We start from the raw sequence: 23864 nt of genomic DNA on the forward strand, positions 1-23864 counted from the left end.
CCGCCCCCTTCCGCGCCCGTCAGCCGCCGTCTTCGCCAACCTGTTCGTGCAGGTTATCGGTTGGGGCCGACAAACAGCGGAGGGGCCGACGGGGTGTGTCCCGTCGGCCCCTCCGGCTGACCGTCCGTCAGGGTCCGCTCGCGCGCGGCCCCGGCGTCACCGCCTGAGCGCGGCTCAGGCGTCGACCTTCTCCATGACCTCGTCGGAGACGTCGAAGTTGGCGAAGACGTTCTGCACGTCGTCGCTGTCCTCCAGCGCGTCGATGAGCTTGAAGATCTTGCGCGCGCCGTCCTCGTCCAGCTCCACCTGCATGGTGGGCAGGAAGTTGGCGTCGGCCGAGTCGTAGTCGATCCCGGCCTCCTGGAGCGCCTTGCGGACCGGCACCAGGTCGGTGGCCTCGCTGATCACCTCGAAGGACTCACCGAGGTCGTTGACCTCCTCGGCGCCCGCGTCGAGCACCGCGTCCAGCACGTCGTCCTCGCCCAGCTCAGCCTTGGGGACGATCACCACGCCCTTGCGGTTGAACAGGTACGACACCGAGCCCGGATCGGCCATCGAGCCGCCGTTGCGGGTCATGGCCACCCGCACGTCGGACGCGGCGCGGTTGCGGTTGTCGGTCAGGCACTCGATGAGCACCGCGACACCGTTGGGACCGTAGCCCTCGTACATGATCGTCTGGTAGTCGGCGCCACCGGCTTCGAGACCGGCGCCGCGCTTGACCGCGCTGTCGATGTTCTTGTTCGGTACCGAGCTCTTCTTCGCCTTCTGGATGGCGTCGAACAGCGTCGGGTTGCCGTCCGGGTCGGCGCCACCGGTCCGCGCCGCGACCTCGATGTTCTTGATCAGCTTCGCGAAGAGCTTGCCGCGCTTGGCATCGATCACGGCCTTCTTGTGCTTGGTCGTAGCCCATTTAGAGTGGCCGGACATCCGACTGTCTCCTTCGCGTCACCAAATGCTGTCTTTCGTCGCGCCGTCGATCCTACCGGGATCCGGTCAGCCCGCCGCGCGCACAGTGTCCACGAAGAATTCATGGACCCGGTGGTCGCCGGTCAGTTCGGGATGGAACGACGTGGCGAGCACATTGCGCTGACGGACGGCGACGATGTGGCCACCGTACTCGGCGAGCACCTCCACGTCCGCACCCACCGACTCGACCCACGGCGCGCGGATGAAGACGCCCTCGACCGGGCCGCCCTCGACGCCCGTGACGTCGACGACCGCTTCGAAGGACTCGTTCTGCCTGCCGAAGGCGTTGCGGCGGACGATCATGTCGATGCCGCCGAAGGTCTCCTGGCCGGACCTGGGGTCGAGGATCTTGTCGGCGAGCATGATCAGTCCCGCGCAGGTGCCGTAGACCGGCAGGCCGCCGCGGATCGCCTCGCGCAGCGGTTCCATCAGGCCGAAGAGCACGGCGAGCTTGGAGATGGTGGTGGACTCGCCGCCGGGTATCACCAGGCCGTCGATTCCGGCCAGTTCCTCCGGGCGCCGGACGGGACCGGCCGCGGCGTCCGCCGCGGCCAGTGCCGTCAGATGCTCCCGGACGTCGCCCTGGAGTGCCAGGACGCCGATCGTGGGAGAGCTGGTCATCGTCGCCTTACCAGCCGCGGTTGGCGTAGTGCTCGGACTCCGGGAGGGTGTCGATGTTGATGCCGACCATGGCCTCGCCGAGGTTGCGGGAGGCGTCCGCGATGACCTTCGGGTCGTCGAAGAAGGTGGTGGCGCGGACGATCGCGGCGGCGCGCTTGGCCGGGTCGCCGGACTTGAAGATGCCGGAGCCGACGAAGACGCCCTCGGCGCCGAGCTGGCGCATCAGGGCGGCGTCGGCCGGGGTGGCCACACCGCCCGCGGAGAACAGCACGACGGGCAGCTTGCCCAGCACCGACACCTCCTTGACCAGCTCGTACGGGGCGCGCAGGTCCTTGGCGGCGGCGTACAGCTCGTTGTTGTCCAGGCCCTTGAGGCGGGAGATCTCGCCCTTGATCTGGCGCAGGTGGCGGACGGCCTCGACCACGTTGCCGGTGCCGGCCTCGCCCTTGGAGCGGATCATGGCCGCGCCCTCGGCGATCCGGCGCAGGGCCTCGCCGAGGTTGGTGGCGCCGCAGACGAAGGGGGTGGTGTAGGCCCACTTGTCGGAGTGGTTGACCTCGTCGGCGGGGGTCAGCACCTCGGACTCGTCGATGTAGTCGACGCCGAGCGCCTGGAGGACCTGGGCCTCGACGAAGTGGCCGATCCGGGACTTGGCCATCACGGGGATGGACACCGCGTTGATGATGCCCTCGATCATGTCCGGGTCGGACATCCGGGCCACACCGCCCTGCGCGCGGATGTCGGCCGGAACCCGCTCCAGTGCCATGACGGCGACGGCGCCCGCGTCCTCGGCGATCTTCGCCTGCTCCGGGGTGACGACATCCATGATCACGCCGCCCTTGAGCTGCTCGGCCATACCGCGCTTGACGCGTGCGGTGCCGGTCTCGGGGGTGGTGGCGGAGGGGCTGGTGGACACGGTGACCTCACTCGCTGACGAAATCGGTGGCTTTTCTCCATGGTCCGGCCGGTCGCCGGGGGCGGGAAAGGGCCAATTCCGCCGCGGTGGCTCCCCGCGGGCCGGCGGGTGGCCGTGTGGCCCGCGCGGATCGGTGTGTCCGGCGGGTGCCGGTGCGCTCCGTGGTGCCGGGGCGTTCAGTGCGACCCGGCGCCGTCCGCCGTGAGCGGCACCGGCGGCTCGTCGTCCATCTCGAAGGCCAGCGGGAAGGGTGCGTGGCCCGCGAGCCGGAACCAGCGCACCACGCGGTGTCTGCGGACCGCCCGCGCGGCGCGGACCGCGTCGTTGTGGAAGCGCCGGGCCATCGGCACCCGCCGTACCGACTGGGTCAGCTCCTTGATCGCCTCGGTGCCGCCCGGCGCCTCCCCGATCTCGGCGACCGCGCCCGGCTCGGAGAAGACCGCGCGCAGCGCCTGGCTCAGCTCGCTCTCGGCGACCTCCCGCTGCTCCGGCTCGGCCTGCCGGGCGGCGTGCGCGGACTCGTACAGCACGATCGACGCGGCCGGGTCCAGCACACCGGCCGTGGCCAGTTCCTGGGCGACCGAGGCGCGGCGCAGCAGTTGCGCGTCCAGGGCGGCGCGCGCCGCGTCGATCCGGGCGTGCAGGCGGTCGAGGCGCCCGGCCGTCCAGCTCAGGTAGAGGCCGATCGCGACGATCGCGACCGCGACCCAGATGATAGTGGTCACTGTCAGTCCCTTGCCAGGCCGAATCTCGCCCGAAGGCTGGTGCGTTCGTCCGCGGCGACATGCGCGGCGCCGTCGGTGACGGTCTCGTAGACGGACAGGATGTCACCGCCGACCACCGACCAGTCGAATCGCCGCACATGGGCGCTGCCGCGGGTGCGCAGTTCGGTACGGCGGGCGGGGTCGCCGAGCAGCCGCAGGGCGGCGGCGGCGAGCGCGTCGGCGTCCTCGTTGGCGAAGAGTTCGCCCGCCGCGCCCTGGTCGAGGACCTGCGCGAAGGCGTCGAGGTCGCTGGCGAGCACGGCGGCGCCCGCCGACATCGCCTCGACCAGGATGATCCCGAACGACTCGCCGCCGGTGTTGGGCGCCACGTAGACGTCGACGCTGCGCAGCAGCCGCGCCTTGTCCTCGTCGCTGACCATGCCGAGGAATTCGACCCGGTCGCGCATCGCCTCGGGCAGCGACTCGACGGCCTCCTCCTCGTCGCCGCGGCCCGCGACCAGCAGCCGGGTGCCGGGCCGTTCGGCGAGGATCTTCGGCAGTGCCCGGATCAGCACGGGCAGGCCCTTGCGCGGCTCGTCGATCCGCCCGATGAAGCCGATCGTGCCGCCCTGCCACTCCTTCTTGGGCTCGGCCCGCGCGAAGAAGTCCACGTCGACGCCGTTGGGGATGACGACCGCGTCGCCGCCCAGGTGCTCGACCAGGGTGCGGCGGGCGTACTCGCTGACCGCGATCCGGGCCCTGATCTTCTCCAGCGCGGGTTGCAGGATCGGGTACGCGGCGATCATCGCGCGCGACCGCGGGTTGGAGGTGTGGAAGGTGGCCACGATCGGGCCCTGCGCCGCCCAGCAGGCCAGCAGGCCGAGCGAGGGCGAGGCGGGTTCGTGGATGTGGATGACGTCGAAGTTGCCGTCGTGCAGCCAGCGGCGGACCCGGGCGGCGGACAGGAAGCCGAAGTTGAGCCGGGCGACCGAGCCGTTGTACGGGACCGGCACGGCGCGGCCCGCCGACACCACGTACGGCGGCAGCGGTGTCTCGTCGTCGGCGGGGGCGAGCACGGAGACCTCGTGGCCGAGGCCGATCAGGTGCTCGGCGAGGTCGCGGATGTGGAACTGGACGCCGCCGGGGACGTCCCAGGAGTACGGGCAGACGATCCCGATCCTCACGTTTTCTCCGTTCCGGAGTGGTCAGGTGGGCCGCCGGCCGTACCGCCCGCGCCCGACGGGCCGTCCGTGCCGGCCGTGCTGTGGGCGCCGTCCGTGCCGTCGGCCCTACCGGCGCCTTCGGCCGCGGCGGTGCCCGGGCCGCCCCGCGGGGAGACGCCGGACGTGCCCTCCGCCGTTGCTCCCGCGCTCTCCCCCGCCGTGTCGGCGCCGCCCGCCGGGGGTTCGGGGCGGGGTTCGAGGTCGGACAGCCACAGGCGTTGCAGCATGTGCCAGTCCTCGGGGTGCTCGGCGATGCCGGAGGCGTACGCGTCGGCCAGTCGCTGCGTCATCGCGGCCGTCTTGGACGTACGGTCGCCGGTCGCGGGGACCTCGACCGGCGGGTGGACGCGACCGCGCATGACGGGCGACTCGTCGTACCAGAGGGTGACGGGGAGCAGCAGCGCTCCGGTCTGCTGGGCGAGCATGGCCGGGCCCGCGGGCAGCCGGGTCCGCTCGCCGAAGAAGTCGACCTCGACGCCGCTGGCCGACAGGTCGCGGTCGGCGACCAGGCAGACCAGGCCGCCGGACCGCAGCCGCCGGGCCAGGGTGCCGAAGGCGGCGCCGCCGGTGTGCGGCAGCACCTCCATGCCCAGGCTCTCGCGGTAGGCGACGAAGCGGTCGTACAGCGTCTCGGGCTTCAGGCGCTCGGCGACGGTGGTGAAGGGGGTGTCGAGCGCGGTGGTCACCCAGGCGCCGGCCAGGTCGTAGTTGGCCATGTGCGGCAGCGCCAGGATGACGCCGCGTCCGGCGGCGAGGCCGTCGGTCAGGTAGTGGACGTCGGCGGGGTCGAAGCCGCCGCGGATGCGGTCCTTGCTCCAGGCCGGGAGCCGGAAGGACTCCATCCAGTAGCGCAGGTAGGACCGCATGACCGAGCGCGACAGCGCGCGCAGCCGTGCCTCGTCGGCGTCCGGCACGACCCGGACCAGGTTGGCCTCGAGGCGTCGGACGCCCTTGCCGCGCTGCCGCCACGTGACGTCCGCGATGGCGCGGCCGAGCGCTCGGGCGGCCGGTTCCGGCAGCGTCTTGACCGCGCTCCAGCCGAGCCCGTAGAGCCCGTCGGCGAGGCTCCCCCTGAGCCGCGCGGCCCGGGAGGCGTCCTCGCTCACGCGCTGCTCCCCTGCCCCGAGGTGGCGGCGGCTGCGGCGTCGGCCTCCGCGGACTCGCGGCGTACGGTGACGACCCGCTGGACGAGGGTGACCAGGCTGCCCGCGGCGACCGCCCACAGGGCGATCGGCAGCAGGTACTGGATGCCGGGGACGCCGAATTTGTGCAGGCCGGCGAAGCCGCACAGGGTCAGCGTGATCACCAGGCGCTCGGCGCGCTCGACCAGGCCGTTGACGTTCACCGGCAGGCCGATCGCCTCGCCGCGCGCCTTGGTGTAGGACACCACCTGGCCGCTGGCCAGGCAGAAGATCGTCACCGCGCACAGCACGAGGTCGTCGCCGCGGCCCGCGTACCACATGGCGAGTCCGCCGAAGATGCCCGCGTCGGCGACCCGGTCGAGGGTCGAGTCGAGGAAGGCGCCCCAGCGGCTGGAGACCCCGGCCTGGCGGGCCATGTTGCCGTCCACCAGGTCGGAGAAGACGAAGAGCGTGATCACCACGGTGCCCCAGAAGAACTCGCCCCTGGGATAGAAGGCCAGTGCGCCCGCCATGACACCCGCGGTGCCGAGCAGGGTCACCGCGTCGGGGCTGACCCCCTTGCGGAGCAGAAATGCGGCGAACGGCGTGAGAACACGCGTGAAGAACGCACGCGCGTACTTGTTCAGCATGGCCTTCCCGACAGGTCGGAGGATGGTGTCACGGCGGCCGGAGCGGCAGCCGGATGGCCCATCGTAGCCAGCCCGCGCGCACCGGATGTCCCAGGCCGTGCCGGAGCGGCGGGGGCGGCGGCCCGGCGTACGACGTATGGACGCACCCGGACGGCCGTGGGAAGGTCGAAAGACCGCGGGCGTCGTCGAGGCCGCCTGTGCGTGGAGCGGTCTCCCGTGGCGCCCCTGTGACGCGCCCCCCACCGAGGGCGCGGTCCGTGCAGTGAGGACCGGGAGGCGAGAACGCGTGGGTGGTGCAGCGGACAGGAGAGACGCACAGCCAGGAGCCGCCGGAAGGGCACCGGCGGCCGACCGCCCCGAGAACGTGCGCAATGTGGTGCTGGTCGGCCATTGCGGATCGGGCAAGACGACATTGGTGGAGGCGCTGGCGCTGACCACCGGCGCGGTGAACCGGGCGGGCCGGGTCGAGGACGGCGGCTCGGTGTCCGACCACGACGAGATCGAGCAGCGGCAGCAGCGCTCCGTACAGCTCTCGCTCGTCCCCGTGGAGTGGGGCGGGATCAAGGTCAATTTGCTGGACACTCCCGGATACGCCGATTTCGTCGGGGAGTTGAGGGCCGGTCTGCGCGCCGCGGACGCGGCCCTGTTCGTCGTGTCGGCCGCGCAGGACGGCGAGGGCATAGGCGGCGCGACCCGGATGGTGTGGGAGGAGTGCGCGGCCGTCGGGATGCCGCGGGCGGTCGTGGTGACGCACCTGGAGTCGGTGCGGGCCGGTTTCGAGGAGATGGCGGCGCAGTGCGCGGCGGAGCTGGGCGGCGACTCCCCCGATTCGGTGCTGCCGCTGTATCTGCCGGTGCACGGGCCCGCGGGCCCCGACGGCCATGCCCCGGTGACGGGCCTGGCGGGGCTGCTCTCGCAGCGGGTGTACGACTACGCGTCCGGCGAGCGGGCCGAGGCCGAGCCGGACGCGGCGCTGGCGCCGCTGGTGGAGCAGGCGCGCAACCGGCTCATCGAGGGGATCATCGCCGAGAGCGAGGACGAGACCTTGATGGACCGCTACCTCGGCGGCGAGGAACTGGACGTCAAGACGCTCGTCGACGACCTGGAGCGGGCGGTGGCGCGCGGCTCCTTCCACCCGGTGCTGGCCGCCGCGCCCGCCGCGGACGGCGCCCGGCAGGGCCTGGGCACCGTGGAGCTGCTGGAGCTGATCACCGGCGGCTTCCCGACCCCGCTGGAGCGGGAGGCGCCGCCGGTCACGACGCCGGACGGCGGCGGGCGCCCCGCGCTGGTCTGCGACCCGGAGGGGCCGCTGGCCGCCGAGGTGGTCAAGACGTCCTCGGACCCGTACGTGGGCCGGATCAGTCTGGTGCGGGTCTTCTCCGGCACCCTGCGGCCGGACGAGACGGTGCACGTGTCGGGCCACGGCATGGAGGACCGCGGGCACGAGGACCACGACGTGGACGAGCGGGTCGGGGCGCTGTCGTCGCCCTTCGGCAAGCACCAGCGGCCGGTGCCCTCGGCGGGCGCGGGCGATCTGGTGTGCGTGGCCAAGCTGACCCGCGCCGAGACCGGCGACACGCTCTCGGCCAAGGACGGGCCGCTGCTGATGGAGCCGTGGGTGATGCCGGACCCGCTGCTGCCGATCGCCATCGAGGCGCACAGCAAGGCCGACGAGGACAAGCTCTCCCAGGGCCTGGCGCGGCTGGTCGCCGAGGACCCGACGATGCGTCTCGAACAGAATCCGGACACCCGGCAGGTCGTCCTGTGGTGCCTGGGCGAGGCGCACGCCGACGTCGCCCTGGAGCGGCTGCGCAACCGGTACGGGGTGCAGGTCGACGCGGTGCCGCACAAGGTGTCGCTGCGGGAGACCTTCGGCGAGCCGGTGACGGCCCGCGGGCGGCACGTCAAACAGTCCGGCGGGCACGGGCAGTTCGCGATCTGCGACATCCAGGTGGAGCCGCTGCCGGTCGGCTCCGGCATCGAGTTCGTGGACAAGGTGATCGGCGGGGCGGTGCCGCGGCAGTTCATCCCGTCGGTGGAGAAGGGCGTCCGCACCCAGGCCGCCCGCGGGGTCGCGCTCGGCTTCTCGGTGGTCGACATCCGGGTCACCCTCACCGACGGCAAGGCGCACTCGGTGGACTCCTCCGACGCCGCCTTCCAGACCGCGGGCGCGCTCGCCCTGCGCGAGGCCGCCGCGGGCGCGCCCATCCATCTGCTGGAACCGGTCTGCGAGGTCGGCGTGCTGGTGCCGGACGCGTACGTCGGTTCGGTGATGAGCGATCTGTCGGGGCGGCGCGGCCGGGTGCTGGGCACCGAACCGGCCGCAGAGGGGCGGTCGGTGGTGCGCGCCGAGGTCCCGGAGATCGAGATCGGCCGCTACGCCGTCGATCTGCGGTCGCTGTCGCACGGCACCGGCCGGTTCAGCCGGCACTACGCGCGGCACGAGCCGATGCCCGCCCAACTGGCCACGAGACTGCGCCGGCAGGAGGAGAAGGACGAGGCGACCGCGCACGGCAGATGACGGGCGCGCGACGGAGAATCAGCGCCGGCGGACGCCGGAACAGCGCCGCTAAGTCGCCAAGTGGACATGTCCGCTGGCCAATCGGCGGCTCGCGGCCACGCCGCGGGCCGTCGCGCCGCTAATCTGGAGACTGCTCCGAACGTGTGACGTTCACCCGTGCGGGGAATGGGCCGGTCGGAGCCGTATGGACCGGTGAACCGGTGGATGTACGGGACTGGCGACTGGGGGCCTGTGGTGACGGACGGTATCGGGTTCGATTTCAGCCCAGGTGCGCAGATTCCGCTGACCGGCAGCGACGGTGAGACCGGTGCGACCCAGGCGCTGGCGTCCGCCGCGTACCGCGACACTCCGGTGACGACGCTGGTCGACGCCAACAGCGAGGCGAGCGTCAAGGCGCCGCGGCTGTCGCTGTTCGCGCCGAATCTGGGCGAGGCGTTCTCCCGCGCCATCCAGGTCAGGATGCTGGGCGCGGCGCGCAGTGAACTGGTGCAGTCCTTCGGTGTGGTGCCGCAGACCGTGGTGGAGCACGCGCTGGCCGCCAACCGGATTCGGCAGGAGCGCGACAACCGGCTGACCGTGGTGATGGGCGTGTGCGGGGTGCTGTTCCTGCCCGGCGTGCTGCTCTGGCTCGGCGCCTTCCAGTTGCGCAAGTCGCTCGGGTCGCTGAAGGCGCGGGGCAACAAGTCGGGGGCCTTCGGGGCCGTCGTGCTGGCCGTGGCCGCCGCCTTCACCGTGCTGCTCGCGGTACGGCCGCCGTTCAGCGGTTTCTGGCAGCAGTATTTCCGCGTCCTGATGATCGCGCCGATCATCGGCTGGTTCTGGGCGAAGCGGATCTGCGAGGCCACCGCGAAGGATCTGCGCAGCCGCTGGGCGGGCCTGGTCGCGGGCACCGCGGTCGGCGCGAAGATCCCCGAGGCGGTGCCGCGCAACCCCAACCAGACCCGCGCGGAGCTGCTGCGGCAGAGCCTGGCCAAGCTGTCCGCGGAGCAGAACAGCAATGTCGTCTTCTACGCGGGGCCCAAGGGCATACTCGGCATGGGCAGCCGCTGGGCGAACTGGCAGATGGCCGAGGAGCTGATCCCGCGCGAGGGGCTGGCCGAGATCCACCCGTTCCGGAGCTGGGACGTCATCCGCGCCATCCACGACCAGCTACGGATGATCGAGCGCGGCCCGCTGCACACCGGCGGCTTCCCCAAGCCGTCGATAAAGCACTGGGTCGTGGTGCCGGTCGGCGAGGGCGCGGGCAAGATCTCCCGGCCCACCGGACCCGAGGTCGACTCGTTCTCGGTCAAGGACTTCGAGATCCAGCGGATCTGCAACACGCAGCAGTTCGGCAAGGGCAACCGGCACTATCTGGGCATCCAGTTCACCCTCTGGGACGGCAATCTCGTCATCACGCTGATGACGACGGTGACGGTGCTGGCGCACACCCTGCGGATCGAGGTCACCGGGCACGCGCTCGGCCCGATCCACGGGATCTTCACCTCCGGGCCGCCCGCGAAGGAGAAGACGATCACCAAGCCGGTGAAGTTCTGGGAGACCAGGACCGTACAGCTCCCGCTGATCGAGTCGGACGAGGTGGTACGGCTGGCCGCCCGCGCGCCGCTGACCCGCTTCCCCGCCGTGCTGGACTACCTCGGCGGCACGCTGAAGCTGCCCGAGCCGTTCGGGCTGCGGCACACGTGGGCCGACAAGCCGTGGAAGCACCGGTTCATGGCCGACGACGCGCTGCGCGCGGCCACTCCGGTGCTGCGGGCGGTGCACGCCGCCGCGATCCAGGTGATGAGCGAGAACGGCGTGGACACCTCGCACTTCACCAGCCGCTCGATGATGCTGAGCGGTCTGTCGCAGAGCGTGGAGCCCAGGAAGGCCGACGCGTACGACGCCTAGGACCTGTCCGGGCTCCGGCTCCGGCTCCCGCTCATGCGGGGTTCAGGGCGACGGGACGTTTCAGGGCGACGGGACGTCCGTCAGGAGGGCCAGACGTCCGCGAGCATCTTGCGGGTGTCGGCGAGGAGCTGCGGCAGCACCTTCGTGTGTCCGACGACCGGCATGAAGTTGACGTCGCCGCCCCAGCGCGGCACCACGTGCTGGTGCAGGTGCGCGGCGATCCCGGCGCCCGCCACATCGCCCTGGTTCATCCCGATGTTGAAGCCCTGCGCGCCGGAGGCGGACCGCAGGGCGGTCATCGCCTGCTTGGTCAGCACGGCCAGTTCCGCCGTCTCGGCGCCGTCCAGCTCGGTGTAGTCCGCGACGTGCCGGTAGGGCACCACCATGAGGTGCCCGCTGTTGTACGGGTACAGGTTGAGCACCGCGTACACGTGCTCGCCGCGCGCGATGACGAGGCCGTCCTCGTCGGACTCGGCCGGGACCGCGCAGAACGGACATCCGTCACCGGCACCGGGGCCGGTGGGCTTGTTCTCGCCCTGGATGTACGCCATCCGGTGCGGGGTCCACAGGCGCTGGAACGCGTCCGGCACCCCCGCTCCGATCTGCTGTTCCGGCTCACTCGTCATGCCGTTCAGCATAGGACTTCCCCCGGAGCACGCGTGCTGCGGGGGAAGTCCCGGATCTCACGGGCGGCGGACCTCGGCGCCGTCAGACCTGGATGCGGCGCTCCACGGCGTCCATCATCTCGGCGATGGCCTCGTCGCGCGGAATGCCGTTCTTCTGCGAGCCGTCGCGGTAGCGGAAGGAGACCGTGCCGCCGGACATGTCCTCGTCGCCGACGATGACCATGTAGGGCACCTTCAGCTTCTGCTGGTTGCGGATCTTCTTCTGCATGCGGTCGGAGGACGCGTCCACGTCGACCCGCAGGCCCTTGCGCCTGGCCTCCGCCGCGAACTCCTGGAGGTACGGCACGTGCGCGTCGCCGATCGGGATGCCGACCGCCTGCACCGGGGCGAGCCAGGCCGGGAAGGCGCCCGCGTAGTGCTCGAGCAGCACGGCGAAGAACCGCTCGATCGAGCCGAACAGCGCGCGGTGGATCATCACCGGGCGGTGCTTGGTCCCGTCGGGGCCGGTGTACTCCAGGTTGAACCGCTCGGGCAGGTTGAAGTCGAGCTGCACGGTCGACATCTGCCAGGTGCGGCCGATGGCGTCCTTGCACTGCACGGAGATCTTCGGCCCGTAGAAGGCGGCGCCGCCCGGGTCGGGGACCAGCGGCAGCCCCTGCTTCTCGGCCACCTTGCGCAGCGTCTCGGTGGCCTCCTCCCAGACCTCGTCGGAGCCGACGAACTTCTCCGGGTCCTTGGTGGACAGCTCCAGGTAGAAGTCGGTCAGTCCGTAGTCGCGCAGCAGATTCAGCACGAAGGTGAGCGTGGTGTCCAGCTCGTCGGCCATCTGCTCCTTGGTGCAGTAGATGTGCGCGTCGTCCTGGGTGAAGCCGCGGGCCCGGGTCAGACCGTGCACGACGCCGGACTTCTCGTAGCGGTACACGGTGCCGAACTCGAAGAGCCGCAGCGGCAGTTCGCGGTAGGACCGGCCGCGGGCGTCGAAGATCAGATTGTGCATCGGGCAGTTCATGGGCTTGAGGTAGTAGTCCGTGCCCTCGTCGAGCTGCATGGGCGGGTACATGCCGTCGGCGTACCAGTCCAGGTGGCCCGAGGTCTCGAACAGGGTGCCCTTGGTGGCGTGCGGGGTGTAGACGAACTCGTACCCCTCCTCCTCGTGCCGCCTGCGCGAGTAGTCCTCCATGGTGCGGCGGATGATGCCGCCCTTGGGGTGGAAGACCGCGAGGCCCGAGCCGATCTGCTCGGGGATGGAGAAGAGGTCCAGCTCGTTGCCCAGCTTGCGGTGGTCGCGCTTGGCGGCCTCCTCCAGGAAGTCCAGATGCGCCTTCAGCTCTTCCTTGGTGGGCCAGGCGGTGCCGTAGATCCGCTGGAGCATCGGGTTCTTCTCGCTGCCGCGCCAGTACGCCGCCGCGTTGCGCATCAGCTTGAACGCCGGGATGTTGCGGGTGCTGGGCAGGTGCGGGCCCCGGCAGAGGTCCTTCCAGCACAGCTCGCCGGTCTTCGCGTCCAGGTTGTCGTAGATGGTCAGCTCGCCGGCGCCGACCTCGACGTCCGCGCCGTCGTCCGAGGACGCGGCGCCGCCCTTGAGCCCGATCAGCTCCAGCTTGTACGGCTCGTCGGCCAGCTCCTCGCGGGCGGCCTCGTCGGTCACGACCCGGCGCGAGAAGCGCTGGCCGCGCTTCTGGATCTCCTGCATCTTCTTCTCGACGGCCTTGAGGTCGTCGGGGGTGAACGGCTTCTCGACGTCGAAGTCGTAGTAGAAGCCGTCCTTGACCGGCGGGCCGATGCCGAGCTTGGCCTCGGGGTGCAGCTCCTGCACGGCCTGCGCCATCACGTGCGCGGTGGAGTGCCGCAGGATGTTGAGGCCGTCCTGGCTGGTGATGTCCACCGGCTCGACCTCGTCGCCGTCGGCGAGGGCGTATGCGAGGTCCTTCAGCTCGCCGCCGACGCGGGCGGCGATCACGGACCGCTCGCCGGGGAACAGTTCGGCCGCGGTCGTGCCCGTCGTGACCGTCCGCTCTTCCAGCTCAACGGAATCGCGTTTGATGATCACACGGACATCTGACACCGGTCTGCTCCTGACTCAGGTCCTGCTGGCTGTGGTGACTCGGCGGCGGCGGGCGCCGCACCGCTGAATCGTACCGAGCCGCGAGGGCTGCCCGCGAAGCGATAACCCGCGGGGGTGGCGGCGCGAGGTGCCGTGAGCCCCGACGACCGGCCGCATCGCGGTCCTCATCCCTGGGGCCGGTCCTGAGGAAGGCCCTGGGGAGGGCCGCCGAGCGGCGGTGCCGGGGTGTCGTCGCCGAGCGGTGTCCGGCTGAAGTCCAGCGGCAGCCGCACGTTCCGGTAGCGGCCGACCGCCGGATGCTCCAGGGTCTCCACGGTGCGCCGCTCGCGCAGATAGTCGTCGTCGGCCAGGGACTCCAGGGTGCGTACGGGCGCGCAGGCGATCCTCGCGGTCCGGCACGCCGACACGATCCGCGCGACGGTGCGGCCGGACACGTAGTCCGCGATGACCGCCTGGACCTCGTCCGACCGGCCGCCGCGCTGTCCCGCGGTGGCGAACCGGGGGTCGTCCAGCAGGTCGTCACGCCCGGCGAGCACGAGGAAGCGCCGCCAGTCGGCGTCGGTGTACGGCATGACGCAGACCCAGCCGTCGCGGGCCGGATGCGGGCGCCGGGCGGGTGCCAGCGACCGCGCCCACCCGATGTCGCCGCGCGGCGGGTCGAAGGTGTGGCCCGCGAGGTGCTCGACGAGGTTGAACGCGGCCATGTTGTCGACCATCGGCACGTCCACCCACTGGCCGTGGCCGTCGCGCAGGCGGCTGTACAGGGCCGAGACCGTCGCGAGCGCCATCAGGAGGCCGCAGGTCTTGTCGGCCGTGACCGACGGCGAGTACGCCGGTTCGCCGCCGCGCAGGCGGTAGCTGTCGGCCATGCCGGACAGCGCCTGGACCGTGTCGTCGTAGCCGGAGACGTCGCGCAGGCCGGAGCGGGAGCTGTACGCCTGTCCGGTGCAGAGCACGATGTCGGGACGGACCCGCGCGAGCGCGTCGTAGTCGAGGCCGAGCCGTTCGCGGGCGCTCGGCAGGATGTTGGTCACCACCGCGTCGGCCCCGGCCACCAGGTCGGTGAAGCGGCGTCGGTCCTCCCCCGTCGCCAGGTCGAGCACCACGGAGGTCTTGTTGCGCAGCAGTCGGAGCGACAGGGCCGAGAGACCGTCGGCCGCCGTCGGCCCGATCCTGCGCCCGATGTCGCCGCCCGGCGGCTCGACCTTGACGACCTCGGCGCCGAGGTCGGCCAGCAGCGAGGTCGCGTACGGCCCCATCACCACCGACGTGCAGTCGATCACGACGGTGCCCGCCAGCGGACCGCCGCGCGGGGCCGCGTATCGCGTCGGCACGGAATCTTCTGTCGGCACGCGATCTCCTGTCGGCACGCGGTCTCCTCGAAGACGTCGGTCTCGGCCCCGGAACCGGGCCACTTGTGCGCCGGGGGCGCGGTGGCATCGTCTCCAGGACGGCCCCGGCGCCGCCCTGGAGTTGCCCACGCACTCGGCGGCGCCGACTTGTGCTCAGCCACAAAGGGGGCCGATAGCCTGGGGCGATGGACACTGGCGAGGGCGTCGCGCGGTCGGTGACCCCCGCCGCCGCGTCCTCGGCGGCCGTGGGCACGCTGCGCGACCTGCTGGAGAGCCTGGGACCGCACACGCTGCGGCTCGTCGGCGGTGACCGGGCGCGGTTGGCCCGGCCCGCGGGCGAGCCCGTGGTCCACGGTCCCGACGAGCCGATCCACGACGTGGCGGGGGCTGTCGTACTGCTCACCGGGGGCAGGTCCGATCCCGCCGAGGTGACCGACCGGATACGGCAGGCCGCCGCCGCGGGCGCGAGCGCGGTCGTGGTGAAGGCGTGGGGCCGGGACCTGGGCCGGGCCGTCGAGGCCGCCCGCGAGGCGGACATCGCCCTGCTGTGCACGCCCGACGAGATGGCCTGGCGGCGCCTGGACGCGTTCGTCACCGCGGCCGGTGCCGCTCGGGCCGCCGTCCCCGAGGAGGCGGGCGGCATCGGCGACCTGTTCGGCCTGGCCAACGCGATCGCGGCGTCGCTGGGCGGGCCGGTCACGATCGAGGAGGTCGACGGCCGGATCCTGGCGTACTCCAACCTGCCGGACCAGGAGATCGACGAGATCCGGCGGTTGGCGATCCTCGGCCGCCGGACACCGGAACGGCCTGGCGACGCGGCGAAGTACCAGGCCGTGATCGCCGCGCAGGGCCCGGTGCGGTTCGCCAGTTCGGGTCCGGAGTACGCCGACCGGATGGCCGTCGCCGTACGGGCGGGGCACCAGGTGCTCGGCGTGATCTTCGTCCTGGCGGACCGGCCGAAGCTGGTGGACGACGCGGAACGCGCGCTGCTGGACGCCGCCCGCAGCGTCGCCTTGCACCTGCTGCGGTCGCGGGAGGCGGTCAGCCCCGAGCGGGAGCTGCGCGGCGACGCGCTCCGCGGTCTGCTGGCCTCCTCGCTGGACGCGGCGAGCGCCGCCGCGGCGCTGGCGCTGCCCGCGCGTGCCTCGTTCGTCCTCGCGACGGTACGGCCGGTCGCCAGTGAGCTGCGGGCCGCCGACGCCGCCCGCGTCCGCGACCTGATCACGCTGCACGGTGAGCACTGGCACCCGGAGTCGGCGGCCGTGCTGGAGGCGGGCGACGTCGTCCTGCTGCTGCCCGTGCTCGACCCGCCCCAGGACGACCGGGGCCAGGCGCGGCTGGCCGCGCGGCTGCGCAGGCTGGGCACGGACCTGGTGACGGCGGCCCGCAGGTCCGCCGGGGTGGAACTGGTCGTCGGCTTCGGCGCCGTCGTCGACGGCCTCGCGGCCGTCGCCGGGTCCCGGCCGCTCGCCCGGCGGGTCGTGGACACGCTGCTCGACCCGCGCGCCGACCCGCCCCACGGCGGTGTCGCCACCCTCCACGACGTGCGCCCTCAGGTCGTCCTCGCCTGTCTGCGGTCCGGGGCGCCGATCGACGAGGACGTGCTGCGGCTGCCCGCCGTGCGCGCCGTCCTGCGCCACGACGCGGACCAGGGCACCGACTACGCCGGGACGCTGCTGGCGTATCTGGGGTCCGCCGGGAGCGTCGCCGCGACCGCCCGCGCCCTCGGCGTCCACGAGAACACCGCCCGCTACCGGGTCCGCAGGCTGACCGAGATGTTCGGGGTCGCCCTGGACGCGGGCGACGACACGCTCGTGACGTGGCTCCAACTGCGCAACGCCGTGCGCGGCCCCCGGGGCGCACGCGGCTGAGGCCCTTGTGGGGACCGACAAGCCGCGGGGTCGGGCCCGTGGCGTGACGACAACGGCGGCGGCGCCCGCGCCTTCTACCGTTCGGGGCGGAACGGAGGAATCAGATGACATCAACCCTGCTCGCCCACGTCCGCGTCGGCCTCGGCGGACCACCTCGCGACGTCCTGGTCCGCGAGGGGCGCGTCACGGCGATCGGCGCCGTCGGCGGCGTCCCGCCCGAGCCGGACACCGAGGTGATCGCGTTCGCCGACGCCACCCTCGTCCCCGGTTTCGTCGACGGCCATGTGCACATCGAGCAGTGGGTACGGAATCTGCGCGCCGTCGATCTCGGCGCCGCACGGAGCCCGCGCGAGGCCGCGGTCATGATGCGGGACGGCATGCGCGCGGTGCACCGTACCGGGATCGTCTGGGGTCAGGGCATCGTGCCCGCACTGTGGGAGGAGGCTCCGCACAAGCGGGTCCTGGACGAGTTGGTGGGCGACGCGGCGGTGGCCGTCAGCACCATCGACCTGCACACCACGTGGCTGAGCAGCGCCGCGCTCGACCTGGTCGGCCTGCGCGGGCACCCCACGGGGGTGCTGCGGGAGACGGCGTCGATCGAGACCAAGGCGCGGCTGGCGGCGATGCTGCCGCCCGCGGAACTCGACGCCTGGGTCGGGGAGTCCGTCGCCGCGCTGCCCGCGCTGGGCGTCACCGGCCTGACCGACCTCGCCTACGCGGACAACGTCGAGGCGTGGCGCCGCCGGTCCCGGCCCGGCGCGGTGCCGGTCAGGGTGCTGGCCGGCGTCTGGACGCCGTGGCTGGACGGTGCCATCGCCGCGGGGTTCCGTACGGGGCAGGTCGTCGCGGGGACCCACGGGCGGGTGCGGGTCGGGCCGTACAAGATCGTCAGCGACGGGTCGCTCAACACGAGGACGGCGTGGTGCGTCGATCCGTATCCGCACCCGGCCGGGGCCGGGGCCGGTGACGCGTGCGGGCTGTCGCTGGTGCCGCTCGACGAGCTGGTCGAGCTGATGGGCAGGGCGTGGGCGGCCGGGCTCGAACCCGCGGTGCACGCGATCGGCGACCGGGCGAACTCCGCGGTGCTCGACGCGTTCGAGCGGGTCGGGTGCCCCGGCAGGATCGAGCACGCCCAACTGGTGAGCGAGCGGGACATGCCGCGCTTCGCCCGGCTCGGCGTGGTCGCGTCGGTCCAGCCGCAGCACGCCGTGACCGACCGGGACGTGGCCGACCTGCACTGGCCGGGCCGCACTGACCGGGCCTACGCCTTCCGCTCCCTGCACGCCGCCGGCGCCCGGCTTGAGCTGGGCTCCGACGCGCCGGTCAGCCCGCTGGACCCGAGGCTGGCCATCGCCGACGCGGTCTTCCGCACCGACGACGACCGGCCCGCGTGGCACCCCGAGCAGAGCGTCCCGCTGGAGGTGGCGTTCGCGGCGGCCGCCGCGGGCCGGGGTCCGGTGTCCGTCGGCGACGTCGCCGACCTCGTGGTCATCGGCGGGGACCCGCGCGCGTTCGACCGCGCCGCGCTGCGGACCATGCCGGTGCTGACCACGATGGTCGGCGGCACGCTCACGCACCGGTCGGTCTGAGGGGCCGCCCCCGCGTCGGGCCCGCCCGGCCGCGGTCGGGTGCCGTCCCCGGCGACGGCGTGCCTACGGGCCGGGCGCGTCCTCGGGGGCGCCGATCAGCCGCGACACGCGGGCGCCCAACCGCCGTGCGACGCCCTCCAGTTCCCGTGTCCGCGGCCTGATGCTGTCGGTCGAGCCGACCAGGCAGGCCGCGGCGGCGACCGAGTTGCTGGAGTCGCGTACCGGCGCGGAGATGGAGATGATCCCCAGTTCGTCGATGGACTTCATCGACAGCACGCCGTCGCGCCCGGCGCGGGCGAAGCGCCGCAGGAACTTCTCGACCTGCTCCGGCGGGTGCCTGTTCGGCAGGACCCGGCGCAGCTCGTCGGCCTCGAAGTCCGATGCCAGGGTCGGTCCGCCGTCGGAGCCGATGATGGGGGCGAGGCGCCCGAGCCACGGCGTCATGCTCAACCCCTCGCCGACGCTCTGGAGTTCTTCGACGAGCGTGAGGCTGTGCATCCCGTTCAGCACGGTGATGAACGCGCACACCCCGGTCGTCGCCGCCGCTTCGGCCACGAGCGGCCGGCCCTTTTCGAGGATCATCGGCAGGGTCGCGGCGCGATGCCAGCCGTGCACCGCCCAGCTCGCCTCGAACCGCGCGCCGTCCTTGCTCCTGCGGACGACTCCCGCCCGGCCGCACGACTCCAGCAGGCGGCGGACCCGGTCGGGCCGCAGCCCCGTCCCGGTCGCGATACCGGCCAACGAGTCGCGCCCCGCGGACAGATGCCACACGATCCGCAGTGCCGCCTCAAGGCCCAGCGGGCTGCCGTCGCGGCCGAGCGGACCTCCGGGCGCGATGTTCGGCCGGTCCAGTTCGTCGTCCACCGTGCGTTCGAGCAGCCGCCGCGCCTCGTCGAGCACACGGCGCGCCCGCGGTACGACCTTGGCGGCGCGGCTGACCGGCAGCCGGGCCGCCAGTACGGCGACACATTCGCCGACGGGGCTCATGACCGGCACGGCGATCTCCACGCCCATGCCGATGGTCGACTCGGCGCGGAGCGCCCGCGACGGGCCGTCGGTGTCTTCCAGGCGCGCCGCGCGCACGATCGCGCGCCGGGCGTCGTCGACCGACTCGCCCACCTTGGCGTGCGCGCGCAGGGGCCACACCGACTCGACCGAGGCGACCACCCGCATGCCCTGCGCCGTCGGTGCGGCCAGGCACGCGGTCTCGCCGGTGAGCGTCGCGACGAGCGTCAGCGCGGACCGGACGGACCTGGCGAACGGGGCCGCCGCGCGGCCGGAGAGCTCGATGGCCCGCCGTCCGATGCGGTAGGTCCCGTACGCGCTCCCGCGCTCCAGCAGTTCGAGTTCCGCCAGTTCACCACAGAGCCGGGAAGCGCTGCTCAGCACCGTGCCCAACCGTCCGGCGATCTCCCCGACCGGCATCGGCAGGGTGGGGTCGGGACGATTGCCGACCTGCTGCACCGCGTTCAGTCCCGACAACACATGTGTCGTCATCACCGGGTCCTCGACGATCCGTGTCGCGTGGGCCTTCCGTCGTGGCCGGGGCGACGTGCGTTCCCCGCACCGTAGCAGTGGCCCGCCCGCGCGCCCGGTGGTGCGCCGCCGCGGCGACCGCCCGGCCCGGGCGTTCGCGCAGAACCGTCAATTCGCCGTGCCGCGATTTGCCGGAAACGCATCGTGCGGCGTGACAGCACTTCCGCGGTGCTTATAGTGAGCCAACTCGTTTTGAGCACCGCCGGATTTCCCTTTTCCACAGAACGGAAAACGGCGTATCGGTCCTCGCATGTTGTTCCCGACTGCCGCAAGGAGCCCGACTCACGTGTTCAGCAAACACCTTACTGGTAGACCGGCGACAGCCGTGACAGCAGTGGCGGGATTCGCCTTGACCGTCGGCGTCCTCGCCGGTTGCACCTCGCATGCCACCGCGACCGCCGATTCCGTGGGCGAGGATTTCATCCGGGGGACGTACGACAAGAGCGTCGCGCGACTGGTTCCTTCGGACATCGCGGGAAAGGGCGGGATCGACGTGGCGAGCGGGCCCGGCTATCCGCCGTTCTTGCTGCTCGCCGAGGACGGCAAGACCCTGGCAGGCGCGGAACCCGAGCTTCTGCGGGCCGTCGCCGACGTGCTGGGGCTGAAGGTGAGGTTCGCCGACGTCAAGTTCGACGCGATGATCCCCGGCCTCCAGACCAACCGCTACGACATGGTCGCCGCGGCGCTCAGCATCACGCCCGCCCGGCTGAAGCAGGTCGACTTCGTCAGCGAGTACTCCGGCGGCACCTCGCTGATCGTGGACGCGGGCAACCCCGAGAAGCTGACCCTCGACACGATGTGCGGACACACCATCGCCGTCATGAAGGGCAGCATCTACGCCGAGAACTACATGCCGACGTTCGACCGGGACTGCGTGCGTGCGGGCAAGCCCGCCATCACCGTCTCGGTGTTCCCCGCCCAGGCCGACGCCACGCTCGCGGTCAGCAGCCGCCGCGCGGACGCCAGCATGTCCGACTACGGCCCGCTGTCCTACATCGCGGGGCAGTCCAACGGCCGGCTCGACGTGCTGAACGCGAACTACCTGCCGACCACATGGGGCTACGCGCTCCCGAAGGGCTCCGCCCTGGCGCCCGCGGTCGCCGCCGCGATGAACAATCTGATATCCGACGGCACGTACGGCAAGATCCTGGCCAAGTGGAAAGTGAACCAGGGCGAGATCGCGAAGTCAGAGGTGCACACCGATGGCCAACGCTGAAATGCCCTCGCTCGCGCAAAGAACCGGCGGCCCGGACGGCGGCGTGCTCAAGGTCGCGCGCACCCGGCATTACGGTCAGTGGATCGCGACCTTCGTCATCATTTCCCTGGCGGCCCTCGTCGTCAATTCGCTGATCACGAATCCCCGCTATCAGTGGGACGTCGTATTCAGCTATTTCCGCGATGTACAGGTGGTGCACGGACTTGTCACGACGATCGTCCTGACCGTCGTCGCCATGGTCGTCGGAATCGTCATCGGCGTCCTGGTCGCGGTCTGCCGTGATTCCAGGAACCGGTCCGTCGCCGCCGCGGCGCTGGCCTACGCCGGATTCTTCCGCGGCACGCCGCTGCTGGTGCAGTTGATCTTCTGGTTCAACCTGGCCGCCCTGTACCCGGTGCTGTCGATCGGCGTCCCGTTCGGCCCGACGCTGGTGTCGGGTGAGGCGAACACGCTGATCACGCCGTATGTCGCGGCGATCCTCGGCCTCGGGCTGAACGAGGGCGCCTACATGTCCGAGATCGTCAGGGCCGGGCTCCAGTCGGTCGACCCCGGCCAGACGCAGGCCGCGCAGGCGCTGGGCATGCGCAGGGGCCAGATCTTCCGGCGCGTCGTGCTCCCCCAGGCCATGCGGGTCATCATCCCGCCGACGGGGAACCAGACGATCTCGATGCTCAAGACGACGTCGCTGGTCAGCGTCATCGCGATCCCGGAGATCCTCTTCCGGGTGCAGGAGATCTACTCGCGGACGTACGAGGTGATCCCGCTGCTGATCACCGTCAGCCTCTGGTACCTCGTGGTGACCACCGTGCTGAGCACGGGCCAGTTCTACCTCGAACGGCATTTCAAGCGCGGTGACACCCACTCCCCCCAGCCGTCGCTGCTGGCGGCGCTGCGGGCCGGGATCGTCCCGCGCAGGGCGAGGGCCGCCGCGCCGACGGGCCCGGCCGGCACCGAGGGAGGCCGCGCATGACCGCCGTCTCCACCCGGCCGATGGTCGAGGCCGTGGGCGTGCACAAGTCCTACGGCGGCAATCGCGTCGTCAAGGGGATCGACCTGACGGTCGCGGAGGGCGAGGTGCTGTGTCTCATCGGCCCGTCGGGGTCGGGCAAGAGCACGTTCCTGCGCTGCGTCAACCATCTGGAGAAGATCGACGCGGGCAGCATCAGCGTCGCCGGCGACCTGGTCGGCTACCGCGAGCACAACGGGTGGCTGCACGAACTGCGCGACGCGGAGACCGCCAAGCGCCGCAGCGAGATCGGCATGGTCTTCCAGCACTTCAACCTCTTCCCGCACATGACCGTGCTGGAGAACCTGATCGAGGCCCCGCTCCGGGTCCGCCGGGAGAAGCGCGGGGCGGCCGTCGAACACGCGCGGGCGCTGCTCACCCGCGTCGGGCTCGCCGACAAGGCGGACGCGTACCCGCGGGCGCTGTCCGGCGGGCAGCAGCAGCGGGTCGCGATCGCACGGGCGCTCGCCATGCGCCCCAAGCTGATGCTGTTCGACGAGCCCACCTCCGCGCTCGACCCGGAGCTGGTCGGCGAGGTGCTCGACGTGATGCGGGGTCTCGCCGCGGACGGCATGAGCATGATCGTGGTCACCCACGAGATCGGCTTCGCACGCGAGGTCGCCCACACCGTGGCCTTCCTCGACGACGGCGTGATCGTCGAGAGCGGCCCTCCCGAGCGGGTGCTGGGCAGTCCGCGGCACGAACGCACCCGTTCCTTCCTGGCGAAGGTCCTGTCATGACAACTCATCGAATCCGGAAGGAAGCACCGTGAGCAACCCGCTGGAGACCTTCGACGTGGCCGTCGTCGGCCTGGGCGCCCTCGGCAGCGCCGCCGCGTACCACCTGGCCAAGCGCGGAGTCCGCACCGTCGCGTTCGAGCAGTTCGACCTCGGACACGTACGGGGCGCGTCGCACGACACCTCACGCATCATCAGGACGTCCTACGGCGCGACCAGATACGTCCGGCTCGCCACGTCCGCGTACCAGGACTGGGCGGACTTCGAGAAGGTCGCGGGCGAGCGGCTGGTCACGGTGACCGGCGGGGTGATCTTCCTGCCCGCCGACGGCCCCTACAGCGCCGGTGACTTCACCGGCAGCCTGACCGAGGTCGGCGTCCCCTACGAGCTGCTGGACCCGGACCGGGTCCGTGCGCGGTGGCCGCAGTTCGACATCCCCGAGAACGTCGAGACCGTCTACACGCCCGACACCGGGATCGTGAACGCCTCCCGTACGGTGGCCGCGCTCCAGATGCAGGCGCGGGCCCACGGCGCCGACTTGCGGGCGCGCACGCCCGTGACGGCGCTGAGGCCGGACGGCGCGGGCACCGTACTGGAGACGGCGGCCGGTCCCGTGCGGGCGAGGAAGGTGGTCCTGGCGGCCGACGCGTGGACGAACCGGCTGCTCGCCCCACTGGACGCCGCGATACCGCTGGAGACGATGCAGGAGCAGGTCACGTACTTCAAGCCCGCCGACGCCGAAGCGTTCGACCCCGACCGCTTCCCCGTGTGGATCTGGGAGGACACCGACTGCTTCTACGGATTCCCCGCCTACGGCGAACCCACCGTCAAAGCCGCCCGCGACGTGTCGAACAACCTGATGACGCCCGAGGACCGGACCTTCGAGCCGTCCGCCGAACTGCTCGACCAGCTCTCGGCGTTCATGGGCGCCACGATCCCCGCCAGCGGCCACGTGCTGCGCACCGTCACCTGCCAGTACGCGATCACGCCCGACCGGGAATTCGTGCTGAGCCCGCTCGCGCGGTACCCCGACATCATCGTCGCCCTCGGCGCGGGCCACGCCTTCAAGTTCACCCCGGCCATCGGCCGCATCCTCGCCGAATTGGCGCTGGACGGTGAATCCACCGACGACATCTCGGCGTTCACCGCGCCCGGCGCTGCCGCCTGACGGTCTCACCGGCCGGCGTTCCGCGACGGCCGCCGCGGAACGCACAACGGCCCGCCGACTGATGTCGGCGGACCGTCACGGTACTT

19 protein-coding genes are annotated in these 23864 nt (G+C 71.9%); 8 read left to right on the plus strand and 11 right to left on the minus strand.

The annotated features are described in order from the left end of the window. Window positions 1-174: 174 nt before the first annotated feature. From ABZX65_RS00090 to pgsA, 7 genes are all read right to left on the minus strand, one after another. Window positions 175-927 carry a YebC/PmpR family DNA-binding transcriptional regulator gene (locus ABZX65_RS00090; protein ID WP_188285213.1) on the minus strand — a complete coding sequence of 251 codons (753 nt, stop codon included), beginning with the start codon at window positions 925-927 and terminating at the stop codon, window positions 175-177. A gap of 66 nt (window positions 928-993) precedes the next feature. Next, window positions 994-1587, minus strand: coding sequence for a pyridoxal 5'-phosphate synthase glutaminase subunit PdxT (pdxT, locus tag ABZX65_RS00095; protein WP_355332527.1), 594 nt, complete (start codon window positions 1585-1587; stop codon window positions 994-996). A gap of 7 nt (window positions 1588-1594) precedes the next feature. Next, window positions 1595-2503, minus strand: coding sequence for a pyridoxal 5'-phosphate synthase lyase subunit PdxS (gene pdxS, locus ABZX65_RS00100; RefSeq protein WP_355332529.1), 909 nt, complete (start codon window positions 2501-2503; stop codon window positions 1595-1597). 176 nt (window positions 2504-2679) lie between these two features. Beyond that, the gene (locus ABZX65_RS00105) at window positions 2680-3228 is read right to left on the minus strand and encodes a hypothetical protein (RefSeq protein WP_355332532.1); all 549 of its coding nucleotides are present in this window, start codon (window positions 3226-3228) and stop codon (window positions 2680-2682) included. Window positions 3229-3230: 2 nt separating this feature from the next. Further along, complete coding sequence (locus ABZX65_RS00110) at window positions 3231-4391, minus strand: glycosyltransferase family 4 protein (protein WP_355332534.1); 1161 nt, start codon at window positions 4389-4391, stop codon at window positions 3231-3233. Beyond that, a complete protein-coding gene (locus ABZX65_RS00115; RefSeq protein WP_355332536.1) occupies window positions 4388-5536 on the minus strand; it encodes a phosphatidylinositol mannoside acyltransferase in 1149 nt (382 codons plus the stop codon). The genes ABZX65_RS00110 and ABZX65_RS00115 overlap by 4 nt, the downstream gene beginning before the upstream one ends. Beyond that, a complete protein-coding gene (pgsA, locus tag ABZX65_RS00120) occupies window positions 5533-6201 on the minus strand; it encodes a phosphatidylinositol phosphate synthase (protein ID WP_355332539.1) in 669 nt (222 codons plus the stop codon). The genes ABZX65_RS00115 and pgsA overlap by 4 nt, the downstream gene beginning before the upstream one ends. A 286-nt stretch (window positions 6202-6487) precedes the next feature. Between pgsA and ABZX65_RS00125 the strand changes: the two genes are divergently transcribed. Next, window positions 6488-8722, plus strand: a complete 2235-nt coding sequence (locus ABZX65_RS00125) for an elongation factor G-like protein EF-G2 (RefSeq protein WP_355332543.1) — start codon at window positions 6488-6490, stop codon at window positions 8720-8722. Window positions 8723-8926: 204 nt separating this feature from the next. Continuing rightward, the gene (locus tag ABZX65_RS00130; RefSeq protein ID WP_355332546.1) at window positions 8927-10612 is read left to right on the plus strand and encodes a hypothetical protein; all 1686 of its coding nucleotides are present in this window, start codon (window positions 8927-8929) and stop codon (window positions 10610-10612) included. An 80-nt stretch (window positions 10613-10692) separates the two neighbouring features. Here the strand turns inward: ABZX65_RS00130 and ABZX65_RS00135 are convergent, their stop codons facing one another. From ABZX65_RS00135 to ABZX65_RS00145, 3 genes are all read right to left on the minus strand, one after another. Beyond that, window positions 10693-11250 carry an HIT domain-containing protein gene (locus ABZX65_RS00135; protein ID WP_188285222.1) on the minus strand — a complete coding sequence of 186 codons (558 nt, stop codon included), beginning with the start codon at window positions 11248-11250 and terminating at the stop codon, window positions 10693-10695. A 70-nt stretch (window positions 11251-11320) separates the two neighbouring features. Next, entirely contained in the window at window positions 11321-13303 is a 1983-nt protein-coding gene (gene thrS / locus ABZX65_RS00140) for a threonine--tRNA ligase (protein ID WP_355332550.1), read from the minus strand. Between the two features lie 164 nt (window positions 13304-13467). Beyond that, on the minus strand, window positions 13468-14655 hold the full coding sequence (locus tag ABZX65_RS00145; RefSeq protein WP_355332553.1) for a CoA transferase: 1188 nt from the start codon (window positions 14653-14655) through the stop codon (window positions 13468-13470). Window positions 14656-14840: 185 nt separating this feature from the next. On the opposite strand from ABZX65_RS00145, the gene ABZX65_RS00150 reads away from it, so the two are divergent. Further along, window positions 14841-16526 (plus strand): helix-turn-helix domain-containing protein, encoded by a 1686-nt coding sequence (locus ABZX65_RS00150; RefSeq protein WP_355332555.1) that lies wholly within the window; start codon window positions 14841-14843, stop codon window positions 16524-16526. Window positions 16527-16630: 104 nt separating this feature from the next. Next, on the plus strand, window positions 16631-18115 hold the full coding sequence (locus ABZX65_RS00155; protein WP_355332558.1) for an amidohydrolase family protein: 1485 nt from the start codon (window positions 16631-16633) through the stop codon (window positions 18113-18115). A 63-nt stretch (window positions 18116-18178) separates the two neighbouring features. On the opposite strand, the gene ABZX65_RS00160 is transcribed toward ABZX65_RS00155, so the two are convergent. Continuing rightward, on the minus strand, window positions 18179-19612 hold the full coding sequence (locus ABZX65_RS00160; RefSeq protein WP_355332560.1) for a hypothetical protein: 1434 nt from the start codon (window positions 19610-19612) through the stop codon (window positions 18179-18181). A 364-nt stretch (window positions 19613-19976) separates the two neighbouring features. Here ABZX65_RS00160 and ABZX65_RS00165 point away from each other — a divergent pair, with 364 nt between their 5' ends. Genes ABZX65_RS00165 through solA form a run of 4 tightly spaced genes read left to right on the plus strand, consistent with a single transcriptional unit; the run spans window position 19977 to window position 23778 of the window. After that, complete coding sequence (locus ABZX65_RS00165) at window positions 19977-20867, plus strand: ABC transporter substrate-binding protein (RefSeq protein WP_355332563.1); 891 nt, start codon at window positions 19977-19979, stop codon at window positions 20865-20867. Beyond that, on the plus strand, window positions 20854-21837 hold the full coding sequence (locus ABZX65_RS00170) for an amino acid ABC transporter permease (RefSeq protein ID WP_355332566.1): 984 nt from the start codon (window positions 20854-20856) through the stop codon (window positions 21835-21837). Before ABZX65_RS00165 ends, ABZX65_RS00170 begins: the two co-directional genes overlap by 14 nt. A 20-nt stretch (window positions 21838-21857) precedes the next feature. Beyond that, window positions 21858-22613 (plus strand): amino acid ABC transporter ATP-binding protein, encoded by a 756-nt coding sequence (locus ABZX65_RS00175; RefSeq protein WP_355333555.1) that lies wholly within the window; start codon window positions 21858-21860, stop codon window positions 22611-22613. A gap of 28 nt (window positions 22614-22641) precedes the next feature. After that, window positions 22642-23778, plus strand: a complete 1137-nt coding sequence (gene solA, locus ABZX65_RS00180) for an N-methyl-L-tryptophan oxidase (protein WP_355332568.1) — start codon at window positions 22642-22644, stop codon at window positions 23776-23778. Window positions 23779-23864: the final 86 nt, after the last annotated feature.

The sequence above is a fragment of the Streptomyces sp. NPDC003300 genome, from assembly GCF_040610915.1.
In the GTDB taxonomy this organism is placed as follows: Bacteria; Actinomycetota; Actinomycetes; order Streptomycetales; family Streptomycetaceae; genus Actinacidiphila.

Excerpts from the sequence above, each read along its gene's own strand:
- ABZX65_RS00090 (WP_188285213.1), bottom strand. The coding sequence starts at position 927 with ATGTCCGGCCACTCTAAATGGGCTACGACCAAGCACAAGAAGGCCGTG.
- pdxT (WP_355332527.1), bottom strand. The coding sequence starts at position 1,587 with ATGACCAGCTCTCCCACGATCGGCGTCCTGGCACTCCAGGGCGACGTC.
- pgsA (WP_355332539.1), bottom strand. The coding sequence starts at position 6,201 with ATGCTGAACAAGTACGCGCGTGCGTTCTTCACGCGTGTTCTCACGCCG.
- ABZX65_RS00130 (WP_355332546.1), top strand. The coding sequence starts at position 8,927 with ATGTACGGGACTGGCGACTGGGGGCCTGTGGTGACGGACGGTATCGGG.
- ABZX65_RS00135 (WP_188285222.1), bottom strand. The coding sequence starts at position 11,250 with ATGCTGAACGGCATGACGAGTGAGCCGGAACAGCAGATCGGAGCGGGG.
- ABZX65_RS00150 (WP_355332555.1), top strand. The coding sequence starts at position 14,841 with ATGGACACTGGCGAGGGCGTCGCGCGGTCGGTGACCCCCGCCGCCGCG.
- ABZX65_RS00155 (WP_355332558.1), top strand. The coding sequence starts at position 16,631 with ATGACATCAACCCTGCTCGCCCACGTCCGCGTCGGCCTCGGCGGACCA.
- ABZX65_RS00160 (WP_355332560.1), bottom strand. The coding sequence starts at position 19,612 with ATGACGACACATGTGTTGTCGGGACTGAACGCGGTGCAGCAGGTCGGC.
- ABZX65_RS00170 (WP_355332566.1), top strand. The coding sequence starts at position 20,854 with ATGGCCAACGCTGAAATGCCCTCGCTCGCGCAAAGAACCGGCGGCCCG.
- ABZX65_RS00175 (WP_355333555.1), top strand. The coding sequence starts at position 21,858 with ATGGTCGAGGCCGTGGGCGTGCACAAGTCCTACGGCGGCAATCGCGTC.